The following is a 14,327-nucleotide window of genomic DNA, read 5'->3' as shown; positions in this document are numbered from 1 at the left end:
CGTCATAGCATTACGCGAACGTCAGCACGTCGGATGTGGACTTGCGGGGTTTCTGCGGCCAGTTGCCCGGGGCTGCGTAGCCCACGGTCACGAGCATCACCGGCACGTCGGTCGATTTCAGGTCGAACGCAGCAGCAACAGCCACCGGATCGAAACCGATCATCGGCCCCGATGCGAGCCCGCGATCCTGCGCGGCGAGCATCAGCGTCATCGCGGCAAGCGATGCCGAGCGCACGGCCTCGTCGCGCTGGAACGCGGGGTTGTCGCCATACATGCTGTTGGCAGCGCCGACCCAGCCCTCGTAGATGCCCTGGTCGAGAATGCCGCGTTCGACGGACGGCTTCAGCGCGGCGGGCAGCGTGATGTGCGGCTCGAGCGTGCCGCACACGATGAAGGTCACTGCCGCATCGACCACCTTCTGCTGGCCGTAAGCGAGCGGCAGCAGCTTTGCCTTGCCAGCCGCGCTGCGTACGGCGACAAACTTCCAGTTCTGGAGATTGAAGGCGGACGGCGCAGTCGTTGCGAGTTGAATCAGTTCGTCGATCTGCTGGTCGGTCAACAAGCGGGCGGAGTCGTACTTGTTGGTGGAAATCCTTGATTTCAAAAGTGTTTCAATGCTGGGCATCGCGTTCTCCTTTGATCGGGTGAGGGAGCAGGAGGCCACTATGCGGGTTCGACTGTCTGTCTGGAACCACCAAAACCGATACACTTCCTGTCAAATTTGAGAGGATGATATGGACCTGAATGCCGTCGAGATGTTTGTGACCGTGGTGCAAGCCGGCAGTCTGTCGGCCGCCGCGTCACGCACCGGCGTGCCGTTGCCGACCTTGAGCCGACGGATGCGGGAGCTCGAGAAGCAACTGAATGTCCAGTTGCTCGAACGTTCGGTGAGGGGCACCAAATTGACGGATGCAGGTGTCCGGCTCTACGAGCATGCGAGCCGCGGTATCGAAGCACTGGCGGAAGCGAAGGAGGCGGTGGTCAGCGCGCAGCACCAGCTCAAGGGCTTCCTGCGCATCTCGTTGCCGCCGACGTTCGATATCTGGTGGGATTTGCTGGCAGCGTTCCAGATGCGCTTTCCGGGCATCAGGCTGTTTGTCTACACGACGGAGCGGCGTGTCGACCTGATCGTCGACGGCATCGACGTGGCATTGCGGGTCGGTACGATCGAGCACGAGTCGATGGTGGCGCGGAAAATCCTGCGCTACCGACATCGACTGGTTGCCAGTCCCGCGCTGCTCGAGCAGTACGGTTATCCGTCAACGCCGGAGGATCTGCATTTGCTGCCGTGTGCGACGTGGGGCCTGGCTGCCTATATGCAGCCGGTCTGGCACCTGGGTGACACGCCATTCCATCCGCGTCCGCTGTTCTCCACGAACGATTACGCGCACCTTCGCCGCCGCGCGCTCGCCGGGCACGTCGCGACCGAGTTGCCGCCGTTTCTCGTCGATGAGGATCTCCGTGCGCAACGGCTCGTCGCATTGCTCGACGCGTATCCGTTGCAGGAGCAGGAGATCAATCTGCTATATCCGTCTCACCGCCATCCCTCATCGGTCGTGCGAGCCTACCTCGAATTTTGTCAGGAATACTGGAAGGATCCCGTACGCGCCGATTTGTATCGCTAGCCGGGTATCGATTGCCGATGCTGCGCCGCGTCTCGCTGCAGTGCGCGTTGGGCCTGCGTCCGACCCGGACAGCGACATGGGGCCACTGATCGACAAGGACAACGTTGCGCGGGTGAACAGGGCAGTCGACAGGGCGATTGCGGCAGGAACCTCCCGTCATCGGCACCGGTTGAACGATTCCGCCCCCCGATCTGCGCCGTATGCGCGAGCAGCGATCTTTATCACCGCAGCAGATAAACGTATCCGAATCGCTTCGTTGACGCACGCCGGCACGCCCTCGTAGATTCGCGTTTTGACCGAATCAGGGGCCGTGCCGTGACGACTACCGCCATCCGCGACGCCGCAACGCTTTCCGCCGGGCATCCCGCCTTGCGGCCGGACGGCGCGGCGCAGCACTTCGACATCGTGGCGTTCGACGCGCCGCTCGGCGCCGAAGTGATCGGCCTCGAGCTGTCGAAACCGCTCGACGCCGACGATTTCGCGCGCATCCATCGCGCGCATCTCGATCACCACGTGCTGGTGTTTCGCGACCAGCGCATCACGCCGGACGAGCACATCGCGTTCAGCCGCCGCTTCGGCCCGCTGCAGATTCACGTGTTGCACCAGTTCGCGCTGGCTGGTCACCCGGAAGTGCTGATCGTGTCGAACATCGTCGAGAACGGCAAACCGGTCGGGCTCGGCGACGCCGGCCATTTCTGGCATTCCGACCTGTCGTACAAGGAAAAACCGAGCCTCGGCTCGCTGCTGCACGCGCAGGAACTGCCGGCGGAGGGCGGTGACACGCTGTTCGCGAACATGCATCTCGCGTGGGACACGCTGCCGGCCCATCTGCGCCGCGCGATCGAAGGGCGGCGCGCCGAGCATACGTATCTCGCGCGCTATGCGGAACTGCAGGCGCGCAGCCCGTGGCGGCCCAACCTGTCGCCCGAGCAGATCGCGCAGGTCGCGGCGGTCGTTCATCCGGTCGTGCGCACGCATCCGGAAACCGGCCGCAAGGCGCTGTTCGTCAGCGAGCATTTCACGACGCGCATCGTCGGGCTGCCCGACGACGAAAGCCGCGCGCTGCTCGACGAATTGTTCGCGCACAGCGTGCGCGCCGAGCATCTGTATCGACACGCGTGGCGCGACCACGACCTGGTGTTCTGGGACAACCGTTCGCTGATGCATCTCGCCGCCGGCACGCCCGACCATCTGCGCCGCAAGCTGTACCGCACGACGATCGAAGGCGACGCGCCTTTCTGAGCCGCGCGCCGCGTCATTCATTTCCGCCCCTTCCTGACCGGAGTTCCGATGTCGTTTTCGTTCTTGCCGGCGCGTCGCGCGCTGGCGGCCACGCTCACCGCCGCGCTCGCTTTCGCGGGTGCGGTGATCCCGCAAACCGCGCACGCGGAGGGCCGCATCCGCATCGCCGAGCAGTTCGGCGTCGTCTACCTGATGCTGAACGTCGCGCGCGACCAGCAACTGATCGAGAAGGAAGGGCGCAAGGCCGGCCTCGACATCAAGGTCGACTGGGTGCGGCTGTCGGGCGGCGCGGCCGTGAACGACGCGCTGCTGTCCGGCGCGGTGGACGTCGCGGGCGCGGGCGTCGGGCCGCTGTTGACCGTGTGGGACCGCACGCGCGGCCGGCAGAACGTGAAGGGCGTCGCGTCGCTCGGCAATTTTCCGTACTACCTCGTGAGCAGCAACCCGAACGTGAAGACGATCGCCGACCTGAGCGCGAAGGACCGCATCGCGGTGCCGGCGGTCGGCGTGTCGGTGCAGTCGCGCGTGCTGCAGTACGCCGCGGCGAAGCAGTGGGGCGACAAGCAGTTCGACAAGCTCGACGCGCTCACGCAGGCGATTCCGCATCCGGACGCGACGGCCGCGATTCTCGCGAACAGCAACGTGATCACCGGTCACTTCGGCAATCCGCCGTTCCAGGAGCAGGAGCTCGCCGGCAACCCGAACGCGCACATCGTGCTGAATTCCTATGACGTGCTCGGCGGCCCGAGTTCGGCAACGGTGCTGTACGCGACCGAGAAATTCCGCGACGACAACCCGAAGACCTACCGCGCGTTCGTCGCCGCGCTGGCCGACGCCGCGCGCCAGATCGCGGCCGATCCGGAGCGCGCGGCCGATACCTATATTCGCGTGAACGCATCGAAGATCGATCGCGCGCTGCTGCTGAAGATCCTGCGCAATCCGCAGGTGCAGTTCAAGACCGCGCCGCAGAACACGCTGCCGCTCGCGCAGTTCATGCATCGCACCGGCGCGATCCGCAACGAACCGAAGTCGTGGCGCGACTACTTCTTCGACGATCCGGCGACGGCCGGCGGCAGTTGAGCGGCGCCGATGCTGCGACGCCGCGATCGACGCTTATGCGTCGGCACGGTTTCGATATGCGCAATCGATGGTTGGTCCGCACGACGGCCGGCCGTATGTTGATGCTTTTCCCGCAAGAGATTCGATCGTGAACGCCACTTCTCCCCGAACCTGGTTGCCGCCGTATGCGGCACGTGGCGGCGCGGCGCCGGCTGCGTCAGCCGCGCCCGATACGCGTGTCGCCGCCCAGCCCGCGGCGCACGCCGCACCGGTCGGCACGCCCAGCGAACGCCTGCTGGCGATCGACCAGGTCAGCCTCGAATACCGCAGCGGCGAGCGGATCGTTCGCGCGACGCATCAGGTGAGCTTCGACGTGTACGGCAGCGACCGCTTCGTGCTGCTCGGCCCGTCGGGGTGCGGGAAGTCGACGCTGCTGAAGGCGATCGCCGGCTTCATCGAGCCCGTGTCGGGTTCGATCGCGCTCGACGGCCGGCCCGTACGCGGGCCGGGGCCCGACCGCATCGTCGTGTTCCAGGAATTCGACCAGTTGCCGCCGTGGAAGACGGTGGTCGAGAACGTCGCGTTTCCGTTGCGCGCCGCCGCGAAGCTGTCGCGCGCCGAAGCACGCGAGCGCGCGCTGCACTATCTCGACAAGGTTGGCCTCGGCACGTTTGCCGATGCCTATCCGCATACGCTGTCGGGCGGCATGAAACAGCGCGTCGCGATTGCGCGGGCGCTCGCGATGCAGCCGCGCGTGCTGCTGATGGACGAACCGTTCGCCGCGCTCGATGCGCTCACGCGTCGCAAGATGCAGGAGGAACTGCTGCGGCTGTGGGACGAGTTCCGCTTCACGCTGCTGTTCGTCACGCATTCGATCGAGGAGGCGCTCGTGGTCGGCAACCGGATTCTGCTGCTGTCGCCGCATCCGGGTCGCGTGCGCGCGGAGCTCAACAGTCACGAGCATTCGCTCGACAACGTCGACACCGGCGACTTCCGCGACAACGTCGCGCGGATCCATCGCCTGCTGTTCGACACCGACGCGCACGTACCGACGACGGAGGACGCCGCATCATGAGTACGATCGATCCGGTCCTGCCGCCGCTGCCGCCCGTGCGCGCCGAATACACGCGCACGCTCGACACGCTGCCCGACGCCGAGCGCGCGGCGCCGGCGCCGCTGCTGCGCCGCATCGCTGGTGCCGCGTGGTTTCGCCGCAGCGTCATTGCGCTCGTGCTGATCGCCGTGTGGGAGATCGTCGCGCGCATCGTCGCGAACGATCTGCTCGTCCCGACCTTCGGCGCGACGCTGGCCGCGTTCGTGCAAGGCATCGAGTCGGGCGAACTGCTGGTCAAGACCGGCATCTCGATGTCGGTGCTGCTGCGCGGCTATGCGCTGGGCGTGCTGCTGGCGTTCGCGCTGACGTCGCTTGCGGTATCCACGCGCATCGGCCGCGATCTGCTGACGATGCTCACGTCGATGTTCAATCCGCTGCCGTCGATTGCATTGCTGCCGATCGCGCTGCTGTGGTTCGGGCTCGGCACCGGCAGCCTGCTGTTCGTGCTCGTGCACGCGGTGCTGTGGCCGCTCGCGCTCAGCATCTATACCGGCTTCGTCGGCGTGCCCGCCACGCTGAAAATGGCCGGGCGCAACTACGGGCTCACGGGGCTGCGCCAGATCGCGCTGATCCTCGTGCCGGCCGCGCTGCCGTCGATCCTGTCGGGCCTGCGCGTGGGCTGGGCCTTCGCGTGGCGCACGCTGATCGCGGCCGAGCTCGTGTTCGGCGCGAGCGCGGGGCAGGGCGGGCTCGGCTGGTACATCTTCCAGAACCGCAACGAGCTGTATACGGACCGCGTGTTCGCGGGCCTCGCGGCCGTCATCGTGATCGGGCTGCTGGTCGAGAACCTCGTGTTCGATACGCTCGAACGCGTGACCGTGCGGCGCTGGGGTATTCAGCACTGACGCGTTCGGGTGCGATCAATCTGCGATCAATCCCGGCGCATGCATAACGTAAGCTGAAATCGGTTTTTCACGCGCGGCGGGTGCGTCCCTATACTCAGCGGACGCCGTGTAACGGACGGCGTGTAACGTACGCCGTGTAACGGATGCCGCGTCGCGCCCTGCCGCGACGCTCCCCGATCTGCCCGAACAAGGACCTGCCGAATGACTGCCCGTGATGCCGTCGATCCGCGCGACGCATTGCGCGACGCGCTCGCCGCGCTGCCCGATCTCGCGACTGCGATCGGGCACGATGCCGCACAACGCGAGGCGCGTCGCGAACTGCCGTTCGAAGGCTTCGCGATCTTCCGGCGCTCGGCGCTGGGCGCGCTGCGGATTCCGGTCGCGCGCGGCGGCCTCGGCGGCACGCTGGTCGACCTGTTCGATACGATCGCGACGCTGGCGGCCGCCGATTCGAATCTCGCGCACGCGCTGCGCATCCACTACGACCAGACCGAGACGCTGCGGCTGTCACCGCGCACGGCGTTCAACGACGTGCAGCTCGAGCGCGTGCTGGCCGGCGCGATCTTCGGCGGCGCGTCGACCGAGCGCGGCACGTCGCGCCCCGGCGAGAACACGACCGTGCTGCGCCGCGACGGCGCGCACCATCGCGTGACGGGCCGAAAATACTATTCGACGGGCACCGCGTTTGCCGATTTCGCGCGCATCAACGCGGAGAACGAGCAGGGCGACGCGCTCGCCGTGATCATTCCCGTGGCGCGCGACGGCCTGCAGGTGCTCGACGACTGGGACGGCATGGGCCAGCGCATGACCGCGAGCGGCAGCCTGCTGCTGAACGACGTGCAGGTGTTCGCGGACGAAGTGGCCCCACGCGACGGATCGACGCTCGTCGGCCGTCATTGCGGTGCGCTGCGGCAGCTTCATCTCGTCGCGACGGGCGCGGGTATCGTGCGCAACGTGGTGGACGACGCGCGCCGCTACGTACTCGCGCACGGCCGTCCCGCGCTGCACAGCCCGGCGCCCACCGCGCGCGACGATCATTTCATCCAGCAGATCGTCGGCGAGCTGTCCGCGCATAGCCATACGATCGACGCACTCGTGCGAGAAAACGCGCGCGCGCTCGACCGTTCCGCCGACGCGATCGAAGCGGGCGCCGCCGATGCGGATGCACTCGTGCTCGACAGCGCGCTCGCGACCGCGCGCACGCAACTGATCGTCAGCAAGCTCGCGCTGCATGCGGCCGAGCGGCTGTTCGAAGTGGGCGGTGCGTCGGCGACGGCGCGCGAGCACAACTTCGATCGCCACTGGCGCAACCTGCGCACGATCTTCAGCCACAACCCGCTGCTGCACAAGGCGCGGGTGGTCGGCGATTACGAATTGAACGGCGTGACGACGCACCTGACCGAAGGGCGCGTGTTCTGACGACGGCCGCCGACGGCTGCTGCTGCGCCGTCGCGCCGGGTTTAAGAGCCGACGTCAACGCCGCAAGCCGGCTTCGCGCAGCAGCGGCAGCACGCGCGCGCCGAAGAAGTCGAGATCGGGCTTGAAGTCGTAGAAACTCAACTGGATGCCGTCGATGCCCGCGCGGTGCAGCCGCACGATGGTATCGGCGACTTCGTCGGGCGAGCCGGTGATCGAGATGTTGCCGCCGATCGCGCGCGCGGCGGCCTGCGCACGCTGCTCGAACCCGCCGCGCCACGCATGGGCGTCGCTGTCGAAGCGGTGGAAGCTGCCTTCGTCGGCATGCGCGACGATCGCGTCGCGGTACGCGCGCGCTTCGGCCGCCGTCTCGCGGCAGATCACCAGCGGATTGAGCAGCGTGCGGATCGTGCGGCCGCGCGCGGCGGCGGCCGCCTTCACGCGTGCGGTATGCGCGGGCAGCGCGTCGATCGCGCGTTCGGCGTCGGGGCCGGCGGGGCTCGTGACGAACACGATGTCCGAATAGCGCGCGGCGAACGCGATGCCCGCGTCGGAACCCGTCGCGTTGATCAGCAGCGGGCGGCCGTAGCGCGGCTTCGGCGTCACGAATGCGCCGCCCAGCCGCCAGTTCGACAGCTCGGGCGTGTAGCTGAAATTGTCCGGTTGCGCCCACAACTGCTGGACCGCATCGAGGAATTCGGCGGCCATCTCGTAGCGCCGGTCGTGTTCGATCCGGTTCCAGCCGAACATCTCGTGCTCGATCGCGCGGTGGCCGGTCACCACGTTGATGCCCCAGCGCCCGCGCGAGATGTGGTCGAGCGTCGCGGTGAACTTCGCGAAATGCAGCGGATGCCACGGCCCGTAGAGCACGTGGCTCGTCGCGACGAGGATGATCCGTTCGGTGCGCGCGGTCAGCGCGGCCAGCGTCATGAACGAGTCGAGCGCCTGGCCGTCGAACACGCCGCCGTAGCCGCCTTTCGGCAGCCACTGCGACAGCGCGAACACGAGATCGAAGCCGAGCGCTTCGGCGCGCGCCACCAGATCGGCGTTGTAGTCGAACGTCCAGTCGGTCGAGCGCGGCAGCGTCGACGCGCTCCATCCGCCGGCCTGGATCGGCAGGAACAGCCCGAGCATCAGCGGCTGTGCGAGGGTGCGCGAGACGGGGCTGTCGGGAAAGTCCGCCGGCGAACGAACGTCGACGAACGGCGACGGCGCGAGCGGGGCGGCGACGGAGGGATCGCTCATTACGGGGTCCTTGCTGACAGGTGCGACGCGACGCGCGCGGGTGCGCGGCCCGATGCGGCGGCAAGCGGATCGGAATGCGTCATAGCTTGCCCGGCCTCGGGTCGGGCACGAAGCCGTCGCGGTTCGGCATCTGCACGCGCGGCAGCGTGCGCGCGTCGAGCCGGGCGTCGGCGGGCACGATGCCGTTCAGGTGGAGAACGTACGCGGTGGCCGCATAGACGTCGTCCGCGCTCAGCGATTGCGGCGCGTTGTACGGCATCGCACGGCGAATGTAGTCGAACAGCGTCGTCGCGTAGGGCCAGTAGCTGCCGACCGTTTTCTTGGGCTTCGCGCTCGCGAGCGAGCCGATGCCGCCGACGAGCGGATCGCCGACGCCGCCTTCGCCGCCGGCGCCGTGACACATCGCGCATTTGTCGGCGAACACGTGGCCGCCGCGCGCGACCGTACCAGCGCCGGGCGGCAGGCCGCTGCCGTCCGGCGCGACGTCGATGTCCCACGCGGCGAGCGCTGCGCGGTCGACCGGCTGTCCGAGGCCGAAGCCTGCGCCGAACGCGCCCGACGTCATCGCGCAGGACGCAAGCAGGCAAGCGAGCGGCTTATGCATTGCGCACCTCGCCGTCCGTGCCGACGCGCCAGTTCTGGATGCCGTTGTAGTGGTACTGCGAGTTCAGGCCGCGCGCGGCGACGAGCGCGTCGCGGGTCGGCTGCACGTAGCCGGTCTCGTCGGTCGCGCGGCTTTGCAGGTCGGCCGGCTCGCCGCGCCACACCCAGTCGGCCTCGAAGCGCGTCAACGCGCGGTCGCGTACGTCGCCGGCGAGTCGCGCCGGCCGCCACGTGCGGCCGCCGTCGGTCGAGACGTCGACGGCGCGAATCCGGCCGCGACCCGACCACGCGTAGCCGCTGATCGGGTAATAGCCGTGCGCGGCGAGCCGATGTCCGGCCGACGGCCGCGTGATGACCGACTTCGCGTCCATCTCGAACACGAACTGGCGCGCACAGCCGTCGGGCAGCAGATTCGTGTATTTCGACGTTTCCTCGCGCGTCATCTCCGGCGCACGCACCAGCTTCAGCCGTCGCAGCCACTTGATGTTCGTGTTGCCTTCGAAACCCGGCACGATCAGCCGCACCGGGTAGCCGTTCTCGGGGCGCAGCCGTTCGCCGTTCTGCGCATAGACGACCAGCGCGCGCTCGAGGATCCGGTCGAGCGGCAGGCTGCGCGTCATCGCCGCGCCGTCCGCGCCTTCGGCGAGCAGCCAGCGTGCGGCGGGATCGATGCCCGTTTCATCGAGCAGCGTCGACAGCCGGACGCCGGTCCATTCGCAGCACGACAGCAACCCGTGCGTGAACTGAACCGGCAGCCCGCTCGGGCCGTTCCATTCGCTGCCCGTGTTGCCCGAGCATTCGAGGAAGTGGATCCGCGATTCGGACGGGAAGCGCAGCAGATCGTCGAGCGTGAAGACGCGCGGCTCGCGCACGAGGCCGTGTACGACGACGCGATGGCGTTGCGCATCGATGTCCGGCACGCCCGCGTGATGACGCTCGTAGACGAGCCCGTTCGGCGTGATGTCGCCGAACAGGTCGGCGAGCGGCGTCATCGACGAGCCCGAACCGGGCAGCGTCGGCGTGCGGGCGCTGCGGCGAATCACGTCGCGCTCGTGCTGCCCCGGCATGCCGTACGGGGGCGACAGCAGCGGCGCACCGGGCGCGCGCGTCCACGGCGGCACATCGAGCGGCTGGCTCGCGAGCGCACCGCCGGCAGGCAGCAGCGCCGCCGCCCAGCCGCCGGCGAGCTGGCGCAGCGCCGCGCGCCGGCCGGGGCGCGAAGCACGGGGAGGAAAACGGGAATCGGTCATGGTCGAACGCGTGTCGCGCGCGAGCGCCGCGCGCAGGGAAACGATCATTCTCGGCAACCGGGCGCGGCGCGGCAAACAACGATTCCCGCTTTGCTTATCGTGCCTATTGCGCCGCGCCCGATGCGCGTGCCGTCAGAACTTCACGCGCAGCCCGCTGACGAACGCGAGCTGGCGGTTCGTCGACGACGCGCTGCCGATGTTCGAGATCGCCGCGACCTTGCGATAGCCGCCCGACGTGGCGGTGCTCGCGTCGCCGGCCGCGAGCTGGTAGATGCCCGACACATAGATATCGGTGCGCTTCGACAGCGCATAGTCGAACCCGAGCGTGAACTGGTGCCAGCGCGGCTTCAGCGTCTGGCCGCTCGTGCCCGGCAGGCCGCTCGCGCGCCCGTCGGTAAACGTATAGACACCGATCAGCGTGGCCGCCGGTGTGATCTGGTAGCGCGCGTTCACGTCGTAGTTGTTGAACTTGCGCGACGAGCCGTCGAGATAGTCGAGCTGCGTGTGGCTCCATGCGAAGCCGAGCGTCGCGCGGCCGAGCGCATAGTTCGCACCCACCGCGCCGATCTGCTGCTTCAGTACGCCGCCGTTCAGCCCGTAGAAGAACGCGCCGCTGTAGTCGTTGCCGGTGGTCGAGGTCGCGCCGCCCACCGCGCCGCTCGTATTCGACGTCGCGTTCGGATGGTTGAACCGCACATAGCCGCCGCCGAACGACAGCGGGCCGTTCACGTAGTTCGCCGATGCGCCCCACGCGTTGTTGTTCGAGAAGCCGGTGCCCGCGCCGCCATTGGCCTGGTTGCTGAATGCATAGAGCAGGTCGGCCGTGAAGCCGGCGATCGTGTCGCTGCGGAACTTCACCGCGTTGTTCAGCCGGAAGCTCTGGTTCATGTTGTCGTTGTCGCCCACGTGCGTGGCCGGCGACCAGAAACCCGACCCCGAGTACTGCGCGACGAGGTCGGTGATCGGCTCGTACTGACGGCCGAACGTCAGCGTGCCGAGGCCTTTCTTGCCGAGGCCCACGTACGCGGACCGGCCGAACAGGCGGCCGCCCTGGCCGAGCCCGCCGTCGCTCGGCCGGAACCCGCTTTCCAGCGTGAAGACCGCCTGCAGGCCGCCGCCGAGATCCTCCGCGCCTTTCAGGCCCCAGCGGCTGCCGCTCAGCTTGCCGCTCGTCTGCTGGATGTTGCTCGCGCCGCCCTGGTTGTTCGTATACGCGAGGCCGGCGTCGACCACGCCGTACAACGTCACCGAACTCTGCGCTTGCGCGCCGACCGAACCGATCGAAACCAAACCCAGTACCACCGTTTTTTTGATCATGACCATCCTCTGTTTTTATCAGTACGTTTGTGAGGATCACGATGCTATTGACGACGAACGCGTCGATGAACGGCCGATCCGTGGTTTGTAAATCGCTGCGCGGCCGATTTGTAATGTGCGTTGCGGCCGGCCCGGCATGTGCGCCGCGATCGCGTCCGGTACGCCTGCTGCGGCGAACGCATCGCACGGACCGCGAACGTCGCTCGCCGGAAATGCCCCTGCGCGGTCATATCGATCGATGAAATCGTTCGATGTGCGCAATACGCGTCGTTCGCATGACGATGCGTTTACGCAACGACCCGCTAGGCGGCGACCGGCCGATGCGCTATGCGCGCTCGCATATCGATTCCGCAAAACGTTGGTAGGGCCGGGCGAGGCGCGACGGTAGAGTCTGGCATCCGGCCGCTGGCCGGCAGCCGTCGGGAACGGCGGCGCGCACAGGTGCGCGCGCTTCCCGACTGGGTCGATCTACGAGAAAGGAGCCGTTTGACATGAGTCGCGATGTGCTGTTTCTGCTGGAACCGGGCTTTGCCGATCCGAAGCATCCGGGCCAGCGCTTCGTCTGTCCGCATGGGCTGCCGATCGAAGGGCTGCTGGCGAGCGCGCCCGATCTCGCCGCGCGTCTCGACGTGAAGCGCGTCGGCTTCGAGCGGCCGCGGCCTGCGGTGATCGACGCGCTCGACGACGCACACCAGGGCCTGCCGGTGCTCGTGCTGGGCCGCGACCGGCCCGCGCCGGACGACGCGCAGACGCTCGGCGACGTGCGCTTCGTCACCGACGCGCGCCGCATCCTCGAACTGCTGGCCGAGCGCCACGGCTTTCCGTCGCTGCATTGACGCGACGGTTCCACTTCTTATCCGATCGACAGGAGCACCCGATGTCGTCAATGTCGGCGGCACGTCGCCGCCTGCTGCTTGCCGGCGCCGCAGTCGCGGCGCACCCACTGGCCGCGTTCGCCGCGCCGGCCGCCGACGCCGATCTGGCCGGCACGACGTTGCGCGTCGCGACCTACAAGGGCGGCTGGCGCGCGCTGCTGCAGGCGGCCGGGCTCGGCGATACGCCGTACCGGATCGACTGGCGCGAGCTGAACAACGGCGTGCTGCATATCGAGGCGCTCAACGCGGACGCGCTCGATATCGGTTCGGGTAGCGAAATTCCGGCCGTGTTCGCCGCGCGCCAGAAAGCCAATGTGAGATTCATCTCGCGCGTGCGCGAAGACCTGAACAACCAGGTCACGCTCGCGCGCAAGGACACGCCGATCCGCAGCATCGCCGACCTGAAGGGCAAGCGTGTCGGCTATGTGCGCGCGACGACCTCGCACTATTTCCTGTATCGACAGCTGGCGGAAGCCGGCTTGACCTTCGACGACATCCAGCCGATCAACCTGTCGCCGACCGACGGGTTGTCCGCGTACGATCGCGGCGACATCGACGCGTGGGCGATCTATGGCTACAACGGCCAACTCGCGCGCAATCGCTACGGCGCCCGCGTGCTGAGGACGGGGAAGGGCTATCTGTCGGGCAATTTTCCGGTGTACGCGAATCCGCGCACGCTCGACGATGCGCGTCGCCGTGCGGCGACGGGCGATCTGCTGCTGCGGTTCCGACGGGCGTATGCGTGGGCGAACGGGCATTTCCGCGACTATGCGCTCGCGCAGAATCGCGAGACGCGCGTGCCGGTTGCCGATCTCGTCACGATGTTCGACCAGCGCAGCGAAGACTACGCGCTGCTGCCGGTGACGCCCGACGTGGTCGCGCAGCACCAGCAGGTCGCGGACGTGTTTGCCCGCATCGGCGTGCTGGACGGGCCGGCGCATGTCGCTCCATTGTGGGACACGTCGTTCAATCCGCTGGTTGCGGCGGGGTGACGCGAGGAAACGGGAAGCGCGTGCGGGTCAGCGGCGATGCGGGTTGCGCCGGAAGAATCGGGGCGACCGGATCAGGAGAACGTCGTCGCGACCATGATGCCGAATACCACGCCGAGCGCGATGCCGCAGAGCCGGCCGTAGATCGATGCGCGAAGGTTGTCGTCGAGCTCGAAAGGCGAGCGCTTGTGCTTCCATACCGTGCTGAATGCGACCGGACGCGTCAGCAGCGCAACGCACGCGATCAGCACGGGCGTAGCGATGAGCATCGCGACGCGCGGGCCGTTCCAGTCGACGCCGTGCATGGGCAGCGAAACCAGCGCGGCAAGCGGCACCTCGACGCACAGGCCCAGCAACGAACCGTTGACGAAGGAATCTCCCGGAGTCTGGAACATGATCGGTCCTGGGGGGCGGGTGAAATCGGTGCCGGGGGCTTCCGGCGGAAAAATCAACGGCTCGATGCGCGCCGGTCGGTCGACCGTGTTCGACATGAGTTGATCTGACGGCAGGATGTTAAGGCAAATTGTCGGCCGGTTGACGGTCATTCAAGTTATTTGACAAATGTTCCCGGGCGGAGGGCTTTTATGTCGCCCGGTCAACGTGTAACGTTCGGCAAGTGACCACAACGTTGCATCGGCGTGCCTCGAGGGCGGTTGTATTCCTGTTGCGTTCGTGGATTGGGGTGGTGACGAGCCAGCGGCATATTTCCCGCAGCCTGGGCTGGAAGCGAAAGAACGGGTGAATCGC

The 14,327-nt window shown here is 67.4% G+C and carries 14 protein-coding genes and 1 pseudogene; 9 read left to right on the top strand and 6 right to left on the bottom strand.

Going from position 1 to position 14,327, the window contains the following annotated elements; translation table 11 throughout:
• Positions 1-10: 10 nt before the first annotated feature.
• The gene (locus HWW87_RS17160) at positions 11-625 is read right to left on the bottom strand and encodes a nitroreductase family protein (protein WP_175821282.1); all 615 of its coding nucleotides are present in this window, start codon (positions 623-625) and stop codon (positions 11-13) included.
• A 109-nt stretch (positions 626-734) separates the two neighbouring features.
• On the opposite strand from HWW87_RS17160, the gene HWW87_RS17155 reads away from it, so the two are divergent.
• From HWW87_RS17155 to HWW87_RS17125, 7 genes and pseudogenes are all read left to right on the top strand, one after another.
• Positions 735-1,625 (top strand): LysR family transcriptional regulator, encoded by an 891-nt coding sequence (locus HWW87_RS17155; protein WP_175821281.1) that lies wholly within the window; start codon positions 735-737, stop codon positions 1,623-1,625.
• Between the two features lie 31 nt (positions 1,626-1,656).
• Positions 1,657-1,773: pseudogene (locus tag HWW87_RS17150) on the top strand (aldehyde dehydrogenase family protein); the annotation flags it as partial.
• Positions 1,774-1,940: 167 nt separating this feature from the next.
• On the top strand, positions 1,941-2,867 hold the full coding sequence (locus HWW87_RS17145) for a TauD/TfdA family dioxygenase (RefSeq protein ID WP_175821280.1): 927 nt from the start codon (positions 1,941-1,943) through the stop codon (positions 2,865-2,867).
• A 48-nt stretch (positions 2,868-2,915) separates the two neighbouring features.
• The gene (locus HWW87_RS17140; protein WP_175821279.1) at positions 2,916-3,947 is read left to right on the top strand and encodes an ABC transporter substrate-binding protein; all 1,032 of its coding nucleotides are present in this window, start codon (positions 2,916-2,918) and stop codon (positions 3,945-3,947) included.
• 67 nt (positions 3,948-4,014) lie between these two features.
• Complete coding sequence (locus tag HWW87_RS17135; RefSeq protein ID WP_175821278.1) at positions 4,015-5,001, top strand: ABC transporter ATP-binding protein; 987 nt, start codon at positions 4,015-4,017, stop codon at positions 4,999-5,001.
• Entirely contained in the window at positions 4,998-5,885 is an 888-nt protein-coding gene (locus tag HWW87_RS17130; protein WP_175821277.1) for an ABC transporter permease, read from the top strand. The genes HWW87_RS17135 and HWW87_RS17130 overlap by 4 nt, the downstream gene beginning before the upstream one ends.
• A 201-nt stretch (positions 5,886-6,086) precedes the next feature.
• Positions 6,087-7,304 carry an acyl-CoA dehydrogenase family protein gene (locus HWW87_RS17125; protein WP_175821276.1) on the top strand — a complete coding sequence of 406 codons (1,218 nt, stop codon included), beginning with the start codon at positions 6,087-6,089 and terminating at the stop codon, positions 7,302-7,304.
• Positions 7,305-7,358: 54 nt separating this feature from the next.
• Here the strand turns inward: HWW87_RS17125 and HWW87_RS17120 are convergent, their stop codons facing one another.
• The 4 genes from HWW87_RS17120 to HWW87_RS17105 all read right to left on the bottom strand — a co-directional run bounded on the left by HWW87_RS17120 (position 7,359) and on the right by HWW87_RS17105 (position 11,716).
• Complete coding sequence (locus HWW87_RS17120) at positions 7,359-8,546, bottom strand: LLM class flavin-dependent oxidoreductase (RefSeq protein ID WP_175821275.1); 1,188 nt, start codon at positions 8,544-8,546, stop codon at positions 7,359-7,361.
• Positions 8,547-8,625: 79 nt separating this feature from the next.
• Positions 8,626-9,150, bottom strand: a complete 525-nt coding sequence (locus tag HWW87_RS17115; RefSeq protein WP_175821274.1) for a cytochrome c — start codon at positions 9,148-9,150, stop codon at positions 8,626-8,628.
• Positions 9,143-10,399, bottom strand: coding sequence for a sulfite dehydrogenase (gene soxC / locus HWW87_RS17110; RefSeq protein WP_175821509.1), 1,257 nt, complete (start codon positions 10,397-10,399; stop codon positions 9,143-9,145). The genes HWW87_RS17115 and soxC overlap by 8 nt, the downstream gene beginning before the upstream one ends.
• Before the next feature lie 132 nt (positions 10,400-10,531).
• Positions 10,532-11,716, bottom strand: coding sequence for a porin (locus HWW87_RS17105; RefSeq protein ID WP_175821273.1), 1,185 nt, complete (start codon positions 11,714-11,716; stop codon positions 10,532-10,534).
• Between the two features lie 491 nt (positions 11,717-12,207).
• Between HWW87_RS17105 and HWW87_RS17100 the strand changes: the two genes are divergently transcribed.
• Both HWW87_RS17100 and HWW87_RS17095 read left to right on the top strand, forming a co-directional pair.
• A complete protein-coding gene (locus HWW87_RS17100; RefSeq protein WP_175821272.1) occupies positions 12,208-12,552 on the top strand; it encodes a DUF3088 domain-containing protein in 345 nt (114 codons plus the stop codon).
• Positions 12,553-12,593: 41 nt separating this feature from the next.
• Positions 12,594-13,583 carry an ABC transporter substrate-binding protein gene (locus HWW87_RS17095; protein WP_175821271.1) on the top strand — a complete coding sequence of 330 codons (990 nt, stop codon included), beginning with the start codon at positions 12,594-12,596 and terminating at the stop codon, positions 13,581-13,583.
• A gap of 71 nt (positions 13,584-13,654) precedes the next feature.
• Here HWW87_RS17095 and HWW87_RS17090 read toward each other — a convergent pair whose 3' ends face one another.
• On the bottom strand, positions 13,655-14,125 hold the full coding sequence (locus HWW87_RS17090; RefSeq protein ID WP_244107279.1) for a hypothetical protein: 471 nt from the start codon (positions 14,123-14,125) through the stop codon (positions 13,655-13,657).
• Positions 14,126-14,327 lie beyond the last annotated feature (202 nt).

It is taken from the genome of Burkholderia sp. BCC0419, from assembly GCF_902830285.1.
Lineage (GTDB): Bacteria > Pseudomonadota > Gammaproteobacteria > Burkholderiales > Burkholderiaceae > Burkholderia.
Note: the sequence above shows the minus strand (reverse complement) of the source record. Positions and strands in the feature narration are given on the sequence as shown.

What these genes read in the sequence shown, in the direction of transcription:
- HWW87_RS17160 (WP_175821282.1), bottom strand. Translation starts at nt 625, where the DNA reads ATGCCCAGCATTGAAACACTTTTGAAATCAAGGATTTCCACCAACAAG.
- HWW87_RS17155 (WP_175821281.1), top strand. Translation starts at nt 735, where the DNA reads ATGGACCTGAATGCCGTCGAGATGTTTGTGACCGTGGTGCAAGCCGGC.
- HWW87_RS17140 (WP_175821279.1), top strand. Translation starts at nt 2,916, where the DNA reads ATGTCGTTTTCGTTCTTGCCGGCGCGTCGCGCGCTGGCGGCCACGCTC.
- HWW87_RS17135 (WP_175821278.1), top strand. Translation starts at nt 4,015, where the DNA reads ATGGTTGGTCCGCACGACGGCCGGCCGTATGTTGATGCTTTTCCCGCA.
- HWW87_RS17130 (WP_175821277.1), top strand. Translation starts at nt 4,998, where the DNA reads ATGAGTACGATCGATCCGGTCCTGCCGCCGCTGCCGCCCGTGCGCGCC.
- HWW87_RS17125 (WP_175821276.1), top strand. Translation starts at nt 6,087, where the DNA reads ATGACTGCCCGTGATGCCGTCGATCCGCGCGACGCATTGCGCGACGCG.
- HWW87_RS17120 (WP_175821275.1), bottom strand. Translation starts at nt 8,546, where the DNA reads ATGAGCGATCCCTCCGTCGCCGCCCCGCTCGCGCCGTCGCCGTTCGTC.
- HWW87_RS17115 (WP_175821274.1), bottom strand. Translation starts at nt 9,150, where the DNA reads ATGCATAAGCCGCTCGCTTGCCTGCTTGCGTCCTGCGCGATGACGTCG.
- soxC (WP_175821509.1), bottom strand. Translation starts at nt 10,399, where the DNA reads ATGACCGATTCCCGTTTTCCTCCCCGTGCTTCGCGCCCCGGCCGGCGC.
- HWW87_RS17105 (WP_175821273.1), bottom strand. Translation starts at nt 11,716, where the DNA reads ATGATCAAAAAAACGGTGGTACTGGGTTTGGTTTCGATCGGTTCGGTC.
- HWW87_RS17100 (WP_175821272.1), top strand. Translation starts at nt 12,208, where the DNA reads ATGAGTCGCGATGTGCTGTTTCTGCTGGAACCGGGCTTTGCCGATCCG.
- HWW87_RS17095 (WP_175821271.1), top strand. Translation starts at nt 12,594, where the DNA reads ATGTCGTCAATGTCGGCGGCACGTCGCCGCCTGCTGCTTGCCGGCGCC.
- HWW87_RS17090 (WP_244107279.1), bottom strand. Translation starts at nt 14,125, where the DNA reads ATGACCGTCAACCGGCCGACAATTTGCCTTAACATCCTGCCGTCAGAT.